This is a genomic window from Leclercia sp. W17, from assembly GCF_003336325.1.
Lineage (GTDB): Bacteria > Pseudomonadota > Gammaproteobacteria > Enterobacterales > Enterobacteriaceae > Enterobacter.
Genome location: NZ_CP031101.1, coordinates 1,240,202 through 1,254,944, shown reverse-complemented (window position 1 = coordinate 1,254,944; position 14,743 = coordinate 1,240,202). Strand labels below are relative to the sequence as shown.

General features: G+C 58.3%; 13 protein-coding genes. 4 read left to right on the top strand and 9 right to left on the bottom strand.

Features of this window, described 5'->3' with window-relative positions:
• Positions 1-7: 7 nt before the first annotated feature.
• Positions 8-754, top strand: a complete 747-nt coding sequence (locus DVA44_RS06185) for an alpha/beta fold hydrolase (RefSeq protein WP_114385983.1) — start codon at positions 8-10, stop codon at positions 752-754.
• A 61-nt stretch (positions 755-815) separates the two neighbouring features.
• On the opposite strand, the gene guaA is transcribed toward DVA44_RS06185, so the two are convergent.
• On the bottom strand, positions 816-2,393 hold the full coding sequence (guaA, locus tag DVA44_RS06180) for a glutamine-hydrolyzing GMP synthase (protein WP_114385982.1): 1,578 nt from the start codon (positions 2,391-2,393) through the stop codon (positions 816-818).
• A gap of 63 nt (positions 2,394-2,456) precedes the next feature.
• Positions 2,457-3,923 (bottom strand): IMP dehydrogenase, encoded by a 1,467-nt coding sequence (guaB, locus tag DVA44_RS06175; RefSeq protein WP_114385981.1) that lies wholly within the window; start codon positions 3,921-3,923, stop codon positions 2,457-2,459.
• A 159-nt stretch (positions 3,924-4,082) separates the two neighbouring features.
• Between guaB and xseA the strand changes: the two genes are divergently transcribed.
• Entirely contained in the window at positions 4,083-5,456 is a 1,374-nt protein-coding gene (gene xseA / locus DVA44_RS06170) for an exodeoxyribonuclease VII large subunit (protein ID WP_114385980.1), read from the top strand.
• A 5-nt stretch (positions 5,457-5,461) separates the two neighbouring features.
• On the opposite strand, the gene DVA44_RS06165 is transcribed toward xseA, so the two are convergent.
• Positions 5,462-6,592, bottom strand: a complete 1,131-nt coding sequence (locus DVA44_RS06165) for an MFS transporter (RefSeq protein ID WP_114385979.1) — start codon at positions 6,590-6,592, stop codon at positions 5,462-5,464.
• Between the two features lie 155 nt (positions 6,593-6,747).
• On the opposite strand from DVA44_RS06165, the gene DVA44_RS06160 reads away from it, so the two are divergent.
• Together DVA44_RS06160 and DVA44_RS06155 are read left to right on the top strand one after the other, a co-directional pair.
• Complete coding sequence (locus DVA44_RS06160; protein WP_103180701.1) at positions 6,748-7,767, top strand: M4 family metallopeptidase; 1,020 nt, start codon at positions 6,748-6,750, stop codon at positions 7,765-7,767.
• Positions 7,768-8,118: a protealysin inhibitor emfourin gene (locus DVA44_RS06155; RefSeq protein WP_103824635.1), complete on the top strand. Its 351-nt coding sequence runs from the start codon at positions 7,768-7,770 to the stop codon at positions 8,116-8,118.
• Here DVA44_RS06155 and DVA44_RS06150 read toward each other — a convergent pair.
• The 6 genes from DVA44_RS06150 to DVA44_RS06125 form a co-directional block, all read right to left on the bottom strand.
• Complete coding sequence (locus DVA44_RS06150) at positions 8,115-8,336, bottom strand: zinc ribbon domain-containing protein (protein ID WP_114385978.1); 222 nt, start codon at positions 8,334-8,336, stop codon at positions 8,115-8,117. The genes DVA44_RS06155 and DVA44_RS06150 overlap by 4 nt on opposite strands.
• Before the next feature lie 52 nt (positions 8,337-8,388).
• Positions 8,389-9,426, bottom strand: a complete 1,038-nt coding sequence (locus tag DVA44_RS06145) for a Gfo/Idh/MocA family oxidoreductase (RefSeq protein ID WP_114385977.1) — start codon at positions 9,424-9,426, stop codon at positions 8,389-8,391.
• 61 nt (positions 9,427-9,487) lie between these two features.
• Entirely contained in the window at positions 9,488-11,041 is a 1,554-nt protein-coding gene (locus DVA44_RS06140) for a peptide MFS transporter (protein WP_114385976.1), read from the bottom strand.
• A 300-nt stretch (positions 11,042-11,341) separates the two neighbouring features.
• Entirely contained in the window at positions 11,342-12,817 is a 1,476-nt protein-coding gene (gene der, locus DVA44_RS06135; RefSeq protein WP_103824707.1) for a ribosome biogenesis GTPase Der, read from the bottom strand.
• 110 nt (positions 12,818-12,927) lie between these two features.
• Positions 12,928-14,106, bottom strand: a complete 1,179-nt coding sequence (gene bamB / locus DVA44_RS06130; RefSeq protein ID WP_103824631.1) for an outer membrane protein assembly factor BamB — start codon at positions 14,104-14,106, stop codon at positions 12,928-12,930.
• A 10-nt stretch (positions 14,107-14,116) separates the two neighbouring features.
• Complete coding sequence (locus DVA44_RS06125) at positions 14,117-14,737, bottom strand: YfgM family protein (RefSeq protein WP_114314238.1); 621 nt, start codon at positions 14,735-14,737, stop codon at positions 14,117-14,119.
• Positions 14,738-14,743: the final 6 nt, after the last annotated feature.

Genomic DNA, 14,743 nt, shown 5'->3' with positions numbered 1-14,743 from the left:
CGTAACCATGAAAAAAGTGTCTATCCATACCGTTGCGGTGGGCCTGCTGCTGGCCGCCACCAGCGGCTCCGCGCTGGCGAATAATAAAACCGTCGTTCTGGTGCACGGCGCGTTTGCCGACGGCAGCAGCTGGAACCACGTGATCGACAAGCTGCAACACCAACATACCGAGGTCATTGCCGTTCAGCTGCCGCTCACCTCACTGAAAGATGATGTCGCCGCAACCCAACGCGCTGTTGCCCGGGCCCACGGGGATGTGGTGCTGGTAGGCCACTCATGGGGCGGGACGGTGATTAGCGAGGCGGGTAACGATGCGCGAGTCAAAGCGCTGGTTTACGTGGCGGCGTTTGCCCCGGACTCGGGCAAGTCGACGGCGGATCTGGTGGGGAGCTACCCCGCCCCGCCGGGCAGCGCAGGCATCGCCAAAACCGCGGACGGTTTTCTCTATTTGCCGGCCAAATCGGTACGCCAGGATTTTGCGCCGGACATTAAGGCTAATGAGCAAAACAGGCTGACCGCCACTCAGGGCCCGATCCGTGCGGATGCCTTTGCAGAAAAGGTCACGCATGCAGCCTGGCACGATAAACCGAGCTGGTATGTCGTCAGCAAGAGTGACCGGATGATCAACCCGGATCTGGAGCGGGCAATGGCGAAAGCGATTGATGCCAAAACCAGCGAGGTGGCGGCAAGCCATGTGTCGATGGTGAGTCAGCCGGAGAAGATTGCCCGGGTGATTGAGCAAGCGGTGAAATGAGACAGGCAATAAAAAGCCCGCGCGATGCGGGCTTGATTTATCAGCGCTTAACAGGCGGGAATTATTCCCACTCAATCGTCGCTGGTGGCTTACCGCTGATGTCATACACCACGCGGGAAATACCGTTCACTTCGTTGATAATACGGTTGGATACGCGACCCAGGAAGTCATACGGCAGGTGCGCCCAGTGGGCAGTCATAAAGTCGATGGTTTCCACCGCACGCAGGGAGACAACCCAGTCGTACTTACGGCCATCGCCCATTACGCCTACAGAGCGAACCGGCAGGAAGACGGTGAACGCCTGGCTTACCTTGTTGTACAGGTCGGCTTTGTGCAGCTCTTCGATGAAGATCGCATCGGCACGACGCAGCAGGTCGCAGTACTCTTTCTTCACTTCGCCCAGCACGCGAACGCCCAGACCTGGCCCCGGGAACGGGTGACGGTAGAGCATGTCGTACGGCAGGCCAAGCTCTAGGCCGATCTTACGCACTTCGTCTTTGAACAGCTCACGCAGCGGTTCAACCAGACCCATCTTCATCTCTTTCGGCAGGCCGCCCACGTTGTGGTGAGATTTGATGACGTGTGCTTTACCGGTGGCGGATGCCGCGGATTCGATCACGTCAGGGTAGATGGTGCCCTGCGCCAGCCACTTCACCTCTTCCAGCTTCAGCGCTTCTTCGTCGAACACTTCAACGAAGACGCGGCCAATGATTTTACGTTTGGCTTCCGGATCGTTTTCACCCGCCAGCGCGTCCAGGAAGCGCTGTTCGCCTTCCACGTGAACGATGTTCAGACCGAAGTGGTCGCCGAACATGTCCATCACCTGCTGGGCTTCGTTCAGGCGCAGCAGTCCATTGTCGACGAAGACACAGGTCAGGTTTTTGCCGATAGCGCGGTGCAGCAGCATCGCGGTCACGGAGGAGTCAACGCCGCCGGACAGACCGAGGATCACTTTGTCGTCACCCACCTGCTGGCGGATACGTTCCACGGCGTCGTCGATGATTTTTGCTGGCGTCCACAGCGCTTCACACTGGCAGATGTCGATGACAAAACGCTCCAGCATGCGCAGGCCCTGACGGGTATGGGTCACTTCCGGGTGGAACTGTACGCCGTAGAAGCGCTTCTCTTCGTTCGCCATGATGGCAAACGGGCAGCTTTCGGTGCTGGCAACGGTCACGAAGTCGGACGGGATAGCGGTGACTTTATCGCCGTGGCTCATCCAGACATCCAGCAGCGCTTTGCCGTCGGCGGTCAGGGAGTCTTCGATACCGCGGATCAGGGCGCTGTCGGTCTGTACTTCAACCTGTGCATAGCCGAACTCACGTTCGTTGGAACCTTCTACATGGCCACCCAACTGCATCGCCATGGTCTGCATGCCGTAGCAGACGCCGAACACCGGCACACCGGCTTCGAACACATACTGCGGCGCGCGCGGGCTGTTATCTTCGGTGGTGCTTTCCGGGCCGCCAGAGAGAATGATACCGCTTGGGTTGAATTCGCGAATCTGTGCTTCCGTGACATCCCACGCCCACAGTTCACAGTAAACGCCCAGCTCACGTACGCGACGTGCCACCAGCTGAGTGTACTGCGAACCGAAATCCAGAATGAGAATGCGATGTTTATGAATATTTTCCGTCATTGACGCTAATTCCGAGGCAAGTGAAACAAAATCGCCCGGCTTATAGCCGGGCGTGGAAATTTATCAGGAGCCCATGCGGTAGTTCGGGGACTCTTTGGTGATGGTCACGTCGTGAACGTGGCTTTCCTGGATACCCGCACCGCTGATACGTACAAACTCCGCTTTGGTACGTAACAGGTCGATAGTACCACAGCCGGTCAGGCCCATACAGGAGCGCAGGCCGCCCATCTGCTGATGGATGATCTCTTTCAGGTAGCCTTTATAGGCCACGCGGCCTTCGATACCTTCCGGCACCAGTTTGTCAGCAGCGTTGTCGGTCTGGAAGTAGCGGTCGGAGGAGCCTTTGGACATCGCGCCCAGAGAACCCATCCCACGGTAAGATTTGTAAGAACGGCCCTGGAACAGTTCGATTTCGCCCGGAGACTCTTCGGTACCGGCCAGCATGGAGCCCACCATTACCGCTGCCGCACCGGCCGCGATCGCTTTCGCGATATCGCCAGAGAAACGGATACCGCCGTCAGCGATAACCGGAATACCGGTGCCTTCCAGCGCTTCTACCGCGTCGGATACCGCAGTGATCTGCGGAACGCCCACGCCGGTCACAATACGGGTGGTACAGATGGAGCCTGGGCCGATACCCACTTTCACTGCGCTACAGCCCGCTTCAGCCAGGGCACGCGCGCCCGCGCCGGTTGCCACGTTACCGCCGATGATCTGCAGGTCAGGGTATTTAGCACGGGTCTCACGAATACGCTGGAGCACGCCCTCGGAGTGGCCGTGAGAAGAGTCGATCAGCAGCACGTCAACGCCCGCCGCAACCAGCGCATCAACACGCTCTTCGTTGCCCGCACCAGCGCCCACCGCCGCGCCAACGCGCAGACGGCCATGCTCATCTTTACAGGCGTTCGGTTTACGTTCTGCTTTCTGGAAGTCTTTAACGGTGATCATGCCGCGCAGGTGGAAGCTGTCGTCCACAACCAGCGCTTTTTCAACACGTTTTTCGTGCATTTTGGCGAAGACCACGTCGCGGGATTCACCTTCACGTACGGTGACCAGACGCTCTTTAGGGGTCATATAAACGCTGACTGGCTGGTTCAGGTCGGTGACGAAACGCACGTCACGGTCAGTGATGATGCCCACCAGTTCGTTATCGGAGGTGACAACCGGATAGCCAGCAAAACCGTTACGCTCGGTCAGCTCTTTCACTTCGCGCAGGGTGGTGGTTGGCAGAACGGTTTGTGGGTCGGTAACGATGCCAGATTCATGCTTCTTCACGCGGCGAACTTCTTCCGCCTGACGCTCGATAGACATGTTTTTATGAATAAAGCCAATGCCGCCTTCCTGAGCCAGGGCGATAGCCAGGCGCGCTTCAGTCACGGTGTCCATTGCCGCGGAGAGCATAGGAATGTTCAGGCGAATGGTTTTGGTTAACTGCGTGCTGAGGTCGGCAGTATTCGGCAGAACGGTGGAATGAGCGGGAACGAGGAGGACGTCGTCAAACGTCAGTGCTTCTTTAGCGATACGTAGCATGGGCAATATCTCTGACCTGGGTGGTTAAATATTGCCGTGGCATTATACAGAGCGTAACCGATTGCATCCACACTTTTTTATAAATAATGCTTGCGATTGCCTCTTATCAGGTTACTATCGACTGAATAACCTGCTGATTTAGAATTTGATCCCGCTCACATGTTATCCTCCCAATCCCCCTCAATTTATACTGTCAGCCGCCTGAATCAGACGGTCCGCTTGCTGCTTGAGCAGGAAATAGGCCAGGTGTGGATCAGCGGAGAGATCTCCAATTTCACCCAGCCGGCGTCCGGTCACTGGTACTTCACCCTGAAGGACAATACCGCCCAGGTGCGCTGCGCGATGTTCCGCAACAGCAACCGCCGGGTGACCTTCCGTCCGCAGCACGGGCAGCAGGTGCTGGTTCGCGCCAGTATCACGCTGTACGAGCCGCGCGGTGATTATCAGATTATCGTTGAGAGCATGCAGCCTGCGGGTGAAGGGCTTCTTCAGCAAAAATATGAGCAGCTGAAAGCCGCGCTTTCCGCTGAGGGTCTGTTCGATCAGCAGTACAAACAACCGCTCCCCTCCCCCGCCCACTGCGTGGGGGTGATCACCTCGAAAACCGGCGCCGCGCTGCATGACATTCTGCACGTGCTGAAACGCCGCGACCCCTCCCTGCCGGTCGTTATCTATCCGACCGCGGTGCAGGGCGATGATGCGCCGGGGCAGATTGTCCGCGCCATTGAGCTTGCTAACGCCCGTCAGGAGTGTGATGTGCTGATTGTCGGGCGCGGCGGCGGCTCGCTGGAAGATCTCTGGAGCTTTAACGACGAGCGGGTGGCGCGGGCAATTTTTGCCAGCCGGATCCCGATAGTGAGCGCCGTCGGGCACGAAACTGACGTCACTATCGCCGATTTTGTTGCTGACCTGCGGGCACCGACGCCGTCCGCTGCGGCAGAGATGGTGAGCCGTAATCAGCTTGAGCTGCTGCGCCAGCTGCAAAACGGCCAGCAGCGCCTGGAGATGGCGATGGACTATTTCCTCGCCAACCGCACCCGCCGCTTTACCCAGCTTCATCATCGTCTGCAGCAGCAGCACCCGCAGCTGCGTCTGGCGCGCCAGCAAACGGTGCTGGAACGTCTGCGCCAGCGGATGAACGTGGCGGTGGATAGCCAGCTTAAACGGGCGGTGCAGCGCCAGCAGCGCGTTACCCAGCGCCTGAACCAGCACAACCCGCAGCCGCGTATTTACCGCGCACAAACCCGCATTCAGCAGCTGGAATATCGCCTTGCAGAGAATCTGCGTGCCCGCCTGAGCAGCACCCGCGAACGTTTTGGTAACGCGGTCACCCACCTGGAAGCCGTCAGTCCGCTCTCAACCCTGGCGCGCGGCTACAGCGTGACCACGGCTACCGACGGCAAAGTGCTGAAGCAGACGAAACAGGTTAAAGCGGGTGATGTGCTTACTACCCGGCTGTCAGATGGCTGGGTGGAAAGCGAAGTGAAAGGCGTGACGCCAGCCAGAAAAACCCGCGCCCGCAAAAAGGCCTGACGCGATTAATTCCGGGCGTCGGGCATCACCGCCAGCATCGCCAGCGATAGCGCGGAGAAGGCCAGCAGCGCCCACGCCGCGCCGACAAATCCATACAGCTGGCCAAAGAGCACCGAGCCGATAATCTGCCCGACCGCCAGCATCAGGAAGGCGACGCTGACCCCGGCCGCAGGCGAAGGCTCCGCGACCCGCGCCCCCTGAACCAGCAGCACGCCAGATAAAATCACATACCCCGCTCCGCTCATCGCCACCACCGGCACCAGCCACAAGGCAAAGCCCTTGCTGAAGGCCAGGGCAATCAGCGACCCCGCCATAAAGATCTGCGATCCGCGATAAACCCCGCGCATGCCGATGCGTTTCGCCAGGCTGCCGGTAAACACGGCGGCCACCCCTGCCCCGCCGCTCACCAGCCACAGGATGTTGGTGGCGGCGTCATCCAGCCCGGTATGGCGCTGCAAAAGCTCAGGGCCGAAGCTCCACCAGGCGGCGCTGGCGATACCGCTGACCAGCGCAATAGCGGAGAGCCGAATCATCCCCGGTTTATGCATCAGGCTGCGCCAGCCCGGTACCGCTTCACCCGCCCTTCCCGCGCGGGGCAGATAGCGCCAGACGGGAATAAGAGAGACTAACGCCATAAGGGCAAAGATGGCGCAGGCAATCCGCCAGCCTCCCGGCACAAAAAACAGCACTGGCACCGACAGAATGATGCCGCCGCTGGTCCCGGCATTGATAATGGTGTTCACCTGAGTTTGCCGCTCGGGGTTAACCCCGAGGCTTACGGCCCCTGCCAGGGCGGGAGACGCCAGCCCCGAACTCAGGCCAGCAATGAACAGGCCCGCGGCCAGCACCGGCGGCGAAGGAGCGAACGCCAGAATCAGCAGCCCGGCCGCCGCCGTTAAGGCCGCCAGAGCCGCCGGCAAGCGCGGCCCGAAGCGCTCAGTCAGAGATGAGGCGAAAAAAACCGACAGGCAATAGGCCCCGTAGCTGCAGGCGGCAATCAGGCCCGCGGCCTGCGGCGAGAAAGGGATAGCCTGCCGGATATCCGGCAGCATGATGCCCCATGAAAAGCGCGCCATCCCATAGGTGATAGCGATCAAGGTAAATCCTGTGATGGCCAGAGCCAGGTTTTTCTTCATGCCGTTCCTCGCGTTGGGTCGTTAAAACCTAAACCCTGCACGCCGGGTGCGCCACTTTTTCGCCCCGCGATTTGTCCGACTTGCCTGCCGTTTTGCTGCGATGGCATACACTTAAGCTGTTGCTTTTTTCGGCATTGCCATAACAGGAGAGACGCATGACCCGAACCTATAGCGTGATCCCGCCCTATATCCTTCGCCGTATTATCGAGAGCGGCTCTGAGCCGCAGCAGCGCTGCGCCCGTCAGACCCTGACCCATGTCCAGACGCTGATGGCCCACATGCCGGGTAAACCCGTCGCGCCGCACGTGAACAGACCCGGGCAGCTGGAGCGGGACATTTACGACGCCAGGCAGACCCAGGAGCTGCCGGGCACCCAGGTGCGCTATGAGGGGCAGCGCTCTAACGGCGACGTGGCGGTGGACGAAGCCTACGATTATCTGGGCATCACCCATGATTTTTTCTGGAAAAACTATCAGCGTGACTCCCTCGATAACAAAGGGCTAATCCTCACCGGTACCGTGCATTATGGCCGGGAGTATCAGAACGCCTTCTGGAACGGGCAGCAGATGGTGTTTGGCGACGGGGACGGCGAGATTTTTAACCGCTTTACCATCGCCATCGACGTGGTCGCCCACGAGCTGAGCCACGGCGTCACCGAGACCGAAGCCGGGCTTATCTACTTTGAACAGTCCGGGGCGCTGAACGAGTCGTTATCAGACGTGTTTGGTGCGCTGGTGAAGCAATATCACCTTAAGCAAACCGCCGATAAGGCCGACTGGCTGATTGGCGAAGGCCTGCTGGCAGAGGGCGTTAACGGCAAGGCTCTGCGTTCCATGTCCGAGCCGGGCAGCGCCTACGACGATCCGTTGCTGGGCAAAGATCCGCAGCCGGGGCATATGGATGATTTCATTAAAACCCGTGAGGACAACGGCGGCGTTCATCTGAACTCCGGCATCCCTAACCGGGCCTTTTACCTGGCGGCCACCGCCATTGGGGGCTATGCCTGGGAAAAGGCTGGCTACGCCTGGTACGATACGGTGTGCGATCGCAACCTGGCGCAGGACGCAGATTTTGCTGCCTTTGCACGGCTGACCATCTATCACGGAGAGAAACGCGCCGGCGGCGACGTGGCGGCAGCCATTGAACAGGCCTGGAAGAGCACAGGAGTACTGTAAATGCAGATCCCGGAACTGACGGATGACGCCGTGGTTGAGCTGGCCCGCGAGGGCGGCGTTGCTTTTATTCCTAAGCTGAGCGGCCTGCGGCGTATTGCCCTCTCGGAACTGAACGAGCAGCAGCGCCAGCGGGTGGTAGCGATCCTCGACCAGGCGCTGAACCTCGGCCAGCCGCCAGGCCAGGCGTCATCGCCGGGGCGCGGGGATCAGCGCTATTTTCGCATCCAGATCATCTGGACCCGGCACAACCAGGCGCAGTATACCGACGTGATCCTGCTGGTGCCGGAACAGGAAGCCCCGCCCTCGCTGGTGGATTTATGGCGTAAGGGCGAAGACTGCGTCTGCGATTAAGCGCCGGGCAGGACGAACTCAACGCGCTTTTTCGAGATCAGGCCATGGCCGTTCTGACAGAAATAGTCCACCGCACCGCAGGCTTTTAATACCTCAAGCGGCTTATGGCACTCGGGACAGCGCGCTTCCAGGGCAATATCTTTATTGCAGTGTTCACAATGCGCCACGCCGTTTTGCGGTTCAATCTCCGCATGGCAATCCGGGCAGGTAATCGACATGATGACTCCTTTGAAGGATATTCAGTTCTGCACCGATGTTAACACGATGCGCTCAGTGGGGGCCACGTAGCTGTTGCTGTAATGCCAGCAGGCATGTCACTTCCTCCAGCCGACGTTGCGTTGTGCGGCTCACCTCCTGCGGGTCACGTACAAACAGGCTCTGCTCCCCCAGGATATGCTCCGCCAGACAGTGGGCGTAAATCGTGCCGTCAAAACGCCAGCACTGAACAACCTGCCCCTTATCAATCAGCTCCAGCACATCTTCCGCTCCGCGCCGGTCGTGGCTGAGGATACGGCCGTCACGCAGATAGAGCCGCAGCCCTTTCTGCCCGCCGGACGGCCCGGCATACTTATTGAGCCAGATATCCACCGGCACGCCGCTAATCTGACCCTGCAGATGCGCCTCGCCTTCTGCGGTGGTCAGGTCGCCTTTAGCGATATCGCGCCCCAGCCGATCTCTGGCGGTCACCACCTGCAAGGCCAGATCGCCACTACCGCCCAGATAGCGCACCGTTTCGCGCATCATCGCCAGCACGTGCGTGCCAATATCGAGGATCACCCCATCCGGGTGGCGAAGCGTCCGGGTATCCGGCTCGCCGGTGGCAAAGTTAAGCGCGACAGGTTCCCCCGCCGCGTTAAACCCGCTCGGCTCCTGCAAAAAGCCCTCGATCCTGACGATGTCAGAGAAGGAGCCGATCAGCCCCAGACGTACCAGATGAATGCGCGCCATCCAGTGATCGAGCGCCAGCACGCGGGAGGCCGCCTCCGGCCTCGCCAGCAGCGATGTCAGTTTTTCGGCTTGGGCAAGCGTGGCGACAATTGGTTTTTCGACCACAATCCTCGATATGGAGGAGGCCAGCGCCTGCTCAAGCACGTCCAGATGGTGTAGTGATGAGGTCGTGATAAAAAGTGTATCGAGGGGGCGGGCAAGGAGGTTGTCGAGCGCAGGAGATCGCGTGATGCCAGCAAGGGTCTTTGCGGGCTGGATATCAAACCCCAGAGAGTGGAGTGAATCACCAAAGGTATTTTGTAGTGCGGGCAGGTAGGCGGTTTCAACCACCGCGCCAAGCCCAACAAATCCAATCTGCATCTGCTACCTCTTTCGTTGCATTGCCGGGGCGAAACCCCGCCCCGGCCAGGAAAGGTCAGATTCAGGCGTTGGTTACGGGTTTCGGCTCACTTTTCGTTTGCGCATTTTCCAGCATACGACGCACCGGAACAATGAGCACCGTCAGAACGGCAGCACAAATCAGCAGGGCGATGGAGCAGCGCGCGAAGAGGTCCGGCAGCATATCCAGCTGGTCGGCCTTCACGTGCCCGCCAATCAGGCCCGCCGCCAGGTTACCCAGCGCACTGGCGCAGAACCACAGCCCCATCATCTGACCGCGCATTCTTTCTGGGGCCAGCAGGGTCATGGTCGCCAGACCAATCGGGCTCAGGCACAGTTCACCGAGGGTCAGCATCAGAATACTGCCCACTAGCCAGAACGGGGAGACACCCGCCCCACCGTTACTGAGGACATTCTGCGCCGCCAGCATCATCAGGCCAAAGCCCCCTGCCGCGCACAGAATACCGATCACGAACTTGGTGATGCTGCTCGGGCGAATGTTGTTTTTCGCAAGTTTAGGCCACGCCCAGCTAAAGACCGGCGCCAGCAGAATAATAAACAGGGCGTTAATCGACTGGAACCATACGGCCGGGATTTCAAAATCGCCGATCATGCGATTGGTGTAGTCATTGGCAAACAGGTTGAACGAGGTCGGCTTTTGCTCGAACGCAGACCAGAAGAAGGCCGCAGAGACCAGCAGGATGAAGCAGACCAGTAGTCTGGCGCGCTCTTTCCGGTTCAGGCCGGCAAAGGCAAACAGCCAGATGAAGTAGAGCGCCACGGAGGCAGCAATCACATACACCAGCACGCTGGCCACGGCGACCGGGTTAATGACAATCACGCCCTGGGCAATCAGGGTGACAATAATTGCAATACCCGCCGCCAGCGCCAGCAACCAGCCGCCGACACCCTTTTTCTTCGCTACCGGGCTGTTCCAGGTGGAGTCCAGCCCCACTTCGCTGTCGTAGCGCTTCATCGACGGCACGGCAAAGAGGCGGAAGATGACCAGCGCCACCAGCATCCCGATGCCGCCGATACCAAAGCCCCAGTGCCAGCCGTGGGATTTAATCAACCAGCCGGAGATCAGCGGCGCGATAAACGACCCCATGTTGATGCCCATATAGAACAGCGAGAAGCCGCCGTCACGACGCGCATCGCCTTTCTTATACAGGGTGCCGACCATTACCGAGATACAGGTTTTGAACAGGCCAGAGCCAAGGACAATAAACATCAGGCCGATAAAGAACAGGTTGTTACCCATCACCGCCGACAGCGCAATCGACAGGTGGCCGAGCGCAATCAGGATCGAGCCGTACCAGACCGCTCTCTGCTGGCCGAGCCAGTTATCCGCCAGCCAGCCGCCCGGCAGCGCGGCCAGGTACATGGTTCCGGCGAAGATACCGACGATAGCGGAGGCATTCTCACGCGCCAGCCCCATGCCGCCGTCATAGACGGTGGCCGCCATAAACAGAATTAGCAGCGGACGAATACCGTAAAACGAGAAGCGCTCCCACATCTCCGTGAAGAACAGCGCGCCGAGCGGATAAGGATGGCCGAAGAAAGTTCGGCTTTCGTTTTTATTAACAGAGGATTGCATAATTCTCCCGAGATGATGTGTCGTCGTACTTGTTAGCACCGGAAGTCAGCCGCCCCATCAGCATTCGGGTGGCTTTTTTACATCCGGCGAAATGTTATTTAACCATTTGATAACCTGAAGCAACTTTTGTCCAGCCCCCACCCCACCCTCAAAAGATGAAAGTTCGACAATTGTCTTATTTCTTAGATTTTATGTTGGATAAACATGAATAGTGATTGACATCACATCAATATTTATTCGTCCCTGTCAGGCATAAAAAAACCCGCGACGGGCGCGGGTTTTTTGGCAGAGCAGCAAGGATTATTTGCTTTTCTTGATGTGTTTAATCAAACGCTTACGTTTACGCATCTGGTTCGGCGTCAGGGTGTTGCGTTTGTTAGCAAACGGGTTATCCCCTTCCTTGAACTGGATACGGATCGGCGTACCCATTACGTCCAGCGATTTGCGGAAGTAGTTCATCAGGTAACGTTTGTAGGAGTCCGGCAGATCCTTCACCTGGTTACCGTGGATAACCACGATCGGTGGGTTATAACCACCGGCGTGCGCATACTTCAGCTTCACGCGACGACCACGCACCAGCGGTGGCTGGTGGTCTTCTGCCGCCATGGTCATGATGCGGGTCAGCATCGCGGTACCGACACGGCGGGTGGAGCTGTCGTAGGCTTCGCGTACGGATTCAAACAGGTTGCCGACGCCGCTACCGTGCAGGGCAGAGATGAAATGCACACGAGCAAAGTCGATAAAGCCCAGACGGAAGTCGAGGGTCTCTTTCACCTGCTCACGCACTTCATTGCTCAGGCCATCCCACTTGTTGACGACGATAACCAGTGAGCGCCCACTGTTGAGAATAAAGCCGAGCAGGGAGAGATCCTGATCGGAGATACCTTCGCGGGCATCGATAACCAGCATCACCACGTTGGCGTCTTCAATCGCCTGCAAGGTTTTGATTACCGAGAATTTTTCCACCACATCGGTGATTTTGCCGCGCTTACGCACGCCCGCGGTGTCGATCAGCACATATTCACGCTCGTCGCGCTGCATCGGGATGTAGATGCTGTCACGGGTCGTGCCCGGCATGTCGTACACCACCACGCGGTCTTCACCGAGAATACGGTTAGTAAGCGTTGACTTACCGACGTTTGGGCGGCCCACAATCGCCAGCTTGATCGGCAGATCCTGCGGGTTGAAGTCATCTTCAGGCTCTTCTTCTTCGCCCTCTTCGCCTTCTTCAAACTGTGCCCAGTATTCGGCGTCTTCGTCGACCTCTTCCGGCGGGTTGATCTCGTCAACGAACGGCAGCAGCGCGGTTTCCAGCAGGCTGGTCACGCCACGACCGTGAGAGGCAGCAATCGGGTAGATATCGCCCAAGCCTAATGACCAGAAATCGGCCATCGCCTGATCGGGATCGATACCGTCAGTTTTGTTCGCCACCAGGAAAGTTGCTTTTTCACGCGAGCGCAGGTGCTTGGCGATGGCAGAGTCGGCAGGCATCAGGCCCGCGCGCGCATCAACCATAAACAGCACGATATCGGCCTCTTCGATCGCCAGCAGGGATTGCTCCGCCATGCGGGTTTCCACGCCGTCCTCTGTACCGTCGATACCACCGGTATCGATACAGATAAACTCACGACCTTCCACTTCTGCACGACCGTACTTACGGTCACGCGTGAGCCCCGGGAAATCCGCAACCAGCGCATCACGGGTGCGTGTTAAACGGTTAAAAAGAGTGGATTTTCCAACGTTCGGGCGCCCGACAAGCGCGACCACAGGTACCATGTTTAAAGCCTCATAAAATTCGATATCACGTCGCGTTTGCGGCGTTTTTTAAAAAATCAAAACGGCCCCTGAAGCAACAGGAGCCGTTGAGTATACTACAACCGCGGTGATTAACGCGTGATCGCGTACAGCGTACCGTCTTTTGCCTGGATCAGCAGTTTACCGTCAACCGATACCGGCTCGGTCAGGAATCCGGAACTGTCGACCTTCGCCTGCGCGACAAAACGACCGTTGCTCGGATCAATCCAGTGCATATAGCCTTCGCTATCACCCACCACCAGGCTGCCGTTATAGAGTGCTGGCGCGGTCAGCAGACGGTGCAGCAGATCGCTTTGCGTCCACAGCGTCACGCCGCCTTCGGTGCTCAGGGCCAGCACGCGATCGTTCTGATCGACCAGATAGATGCGGTTGCCGTCAACGATGAAATCGTTCACCGAGCCCAGCTCACGTTTCCACATGATCTGACCACTACGCAGATCCATCGCGGTCAGGTTGCCGTTATAGGCCAGCGCATACACAACGCCATTCACGATAACCGGCGTGGTATCGACGTCGCTCAGACGGTCGATTTCGGTCGGACCGGTAGCCTGAGAGATACGCTGCTGCCAGATCAGCTGACCTTGCTGCATCAGTACGGCGCTAACGCGACCGTTATCGCCGCCGACAATGGCAGCACCAAACGCGGTAGCCGGAGCCGATTCGCCGCGCAGGGAGAGCGCAGGCATATCCAGGTTCACGGTCCATTTCACCGCGCCGTCAGTTTCATTCAGCGCCTGCAGTTGACCGTTTGCGGTATGCACCAGCACCATCCCGTCGCTGACGACCGGACGAGAGAGCGTTTCGCCCGCCACACGGGTCTGCCAGGCAATGGAACCATCGCTGGCGTTAAGAGCATAGACCTGCGCCTTCTCGCTGCCGATATAGACATGGCCACCGGCAACCGTTACACCACCGGAGAGCAGCGCAGGCGTGCGTGACAGCCAGCCGCTTTTTTCTGCGAGGTTGACCGACCACACTTCTTTGCCGTCGTCGGCATTCAGGGCTTTAACCGTGCCTTTGCGGTCAGCCGCATAGACAATGCCATCCGCAGAAGCCGGATGCAGGTTAGAGTAGAAATCACCAATCCCGTCGCCCACGGAGGTGCTCCAGGCGGTAGAAGGTTCAAACTGGTTTTCAACCGTCGGCAGTGGCGACATGGTCACGACATCTTCTTCACCGCTGAACAGTGAACAGCCGCTCAATAACGTAACGGAAAGCAGTCCTGGCAGAAGTAATTTACGCAATTGCATCGGGTCCCTCTCAGACGGACAAATTATTTATTTTCATCTGCATCATTTCGCTCAGCGCTGGCGAGGCGTTGCTTTTCACACCCGCTTCCCACGCGCTGCGCGCGCCCTGTTTGTCACCTTTGCTCAGCAATGCTTCGCCACGCAGGTCGGCAACAATGGCGGCGTAACCTTCACCTTTAACGCTGTCCAGCGTTTTCAGCGCGTCGTCAGTTTTCTTCTGCTGAACCTGAATACGGGCGAGACGCAGGTTGATAACCGCTTTCAGATTATCGTCGCTTGCTGATGCCAGACCCTGCTGCAGCTGGGCTGCCGCTTTGTCCAGTTCATTTTTATCAACAAACTGCTGAGCCACTTCCAGGGAAGCCAGCGCACCGTAGGTGTTTTTGTTGTCTGCGGCAAATTTCTCTGCCGCTGCCAGCGTTTGTGGCTGATCGGCGCGGATTGCGCTCACGGTATTTTCATACTGTAAGGAAGAACCACGGGCAGAGTCGACCTGATGATTGTTCCAGTAACGCCAGCCCACCAGCGCGCCTATACCTAAAATAACCCCAACAGCCAGGGCTTTGCCGTTTTCAGCAAAGAAGCGTTTAAGTGCATCAACCTGGTCGTTTTCGTTCTCGTAAATTTCCACGCAGTC

Excerpts from the sequence above, each read along its gene's own strand:
- DVA44_RS06185 (WP_114385983.1), top strand. The coding sequence starts at position 8 with ATGAAAAAAGTGTCTATCCATACCGTTGCGGTGGGCCTGCTGCTGGCC.
- guaA (WP_114385982.1), bottom strand. The coding sequence starts at position 2,393 with ATGACGGAAAATATTCATAAACATCGCATTCTCATTCTGGATTTCGGT.
- guaB (WP_114385981.1), bottom strand. The coding sequence starts at position 3,923 with ATGCTACGTATCGCTAAAGAAGCACTGACGTTTGACGACGTCCTCCTC.
- xseA (WP_114385980.1), top strand. The coding sequence starts at position 4,083 with ATGTTATCCTCCCAATCCCCCTCAATTTATACTGTCAGCCGCCTGAAT.
- DVA44_RS06165 (WP_114385979.1), bottom strand. The coding sequence starts at position 6,592 with ATGAAGAAAAACCTGGCTCTGGCCATCACAGGATTTACCTTGATCGCT.
- DVA44_RS06160 (WP_103180701.1), top strand. The coding sequence starts at position 6,748 with ATGACCCGAACCTATAGCGTGATCCCGCCCTATATCCTTCGCCGTATT.
- DVA44_RS06155 (WP_103824635.1), top strand. The coding sequence starts at position 7,768 with ATGCAGATCCCGGAACTGACGGATGACGCCGTGGTTGAGCTGGCCCGC.
- DVA44_RS06150 (WP_114385978.1), bottom strand. The coding sequence starts at position 8,336 with ATGTCGATTACCTGCCCGGATTGCCATGCGGAGATTGAACCGCAAAAC.
- DVA44_RS06145 (WP_114385977.1), bottom strand. The coding sequence starts at position 9,426 with ATGCAGATTGGATTTGTTGGGCTTGGCGCGGTGGTTGAAACCGCCTAC.
- DVA44_RS06140 (WP_114385976.1), bottom strand. The coding sequence starts at position 11,041 with ATGCAATCCTCTGTTAATAAAAACGAAAGCCGAACTTTCTTCGGCCAT.
- der (WP_103824707.1), bottom strand. The coding sequence starts at position 12,817 with ATGGTACCTGTGGTCGCGCTTGTCGGGCGCCCGAACGTTGGAAAATCC.
- bamB (WP_103824631.1), bottom strand. The coding sequence starts at position 14,106 with ATGCAATTGCGTAAATTACTTCTGCCAGGACTGCTTTCCGTTACGTTA.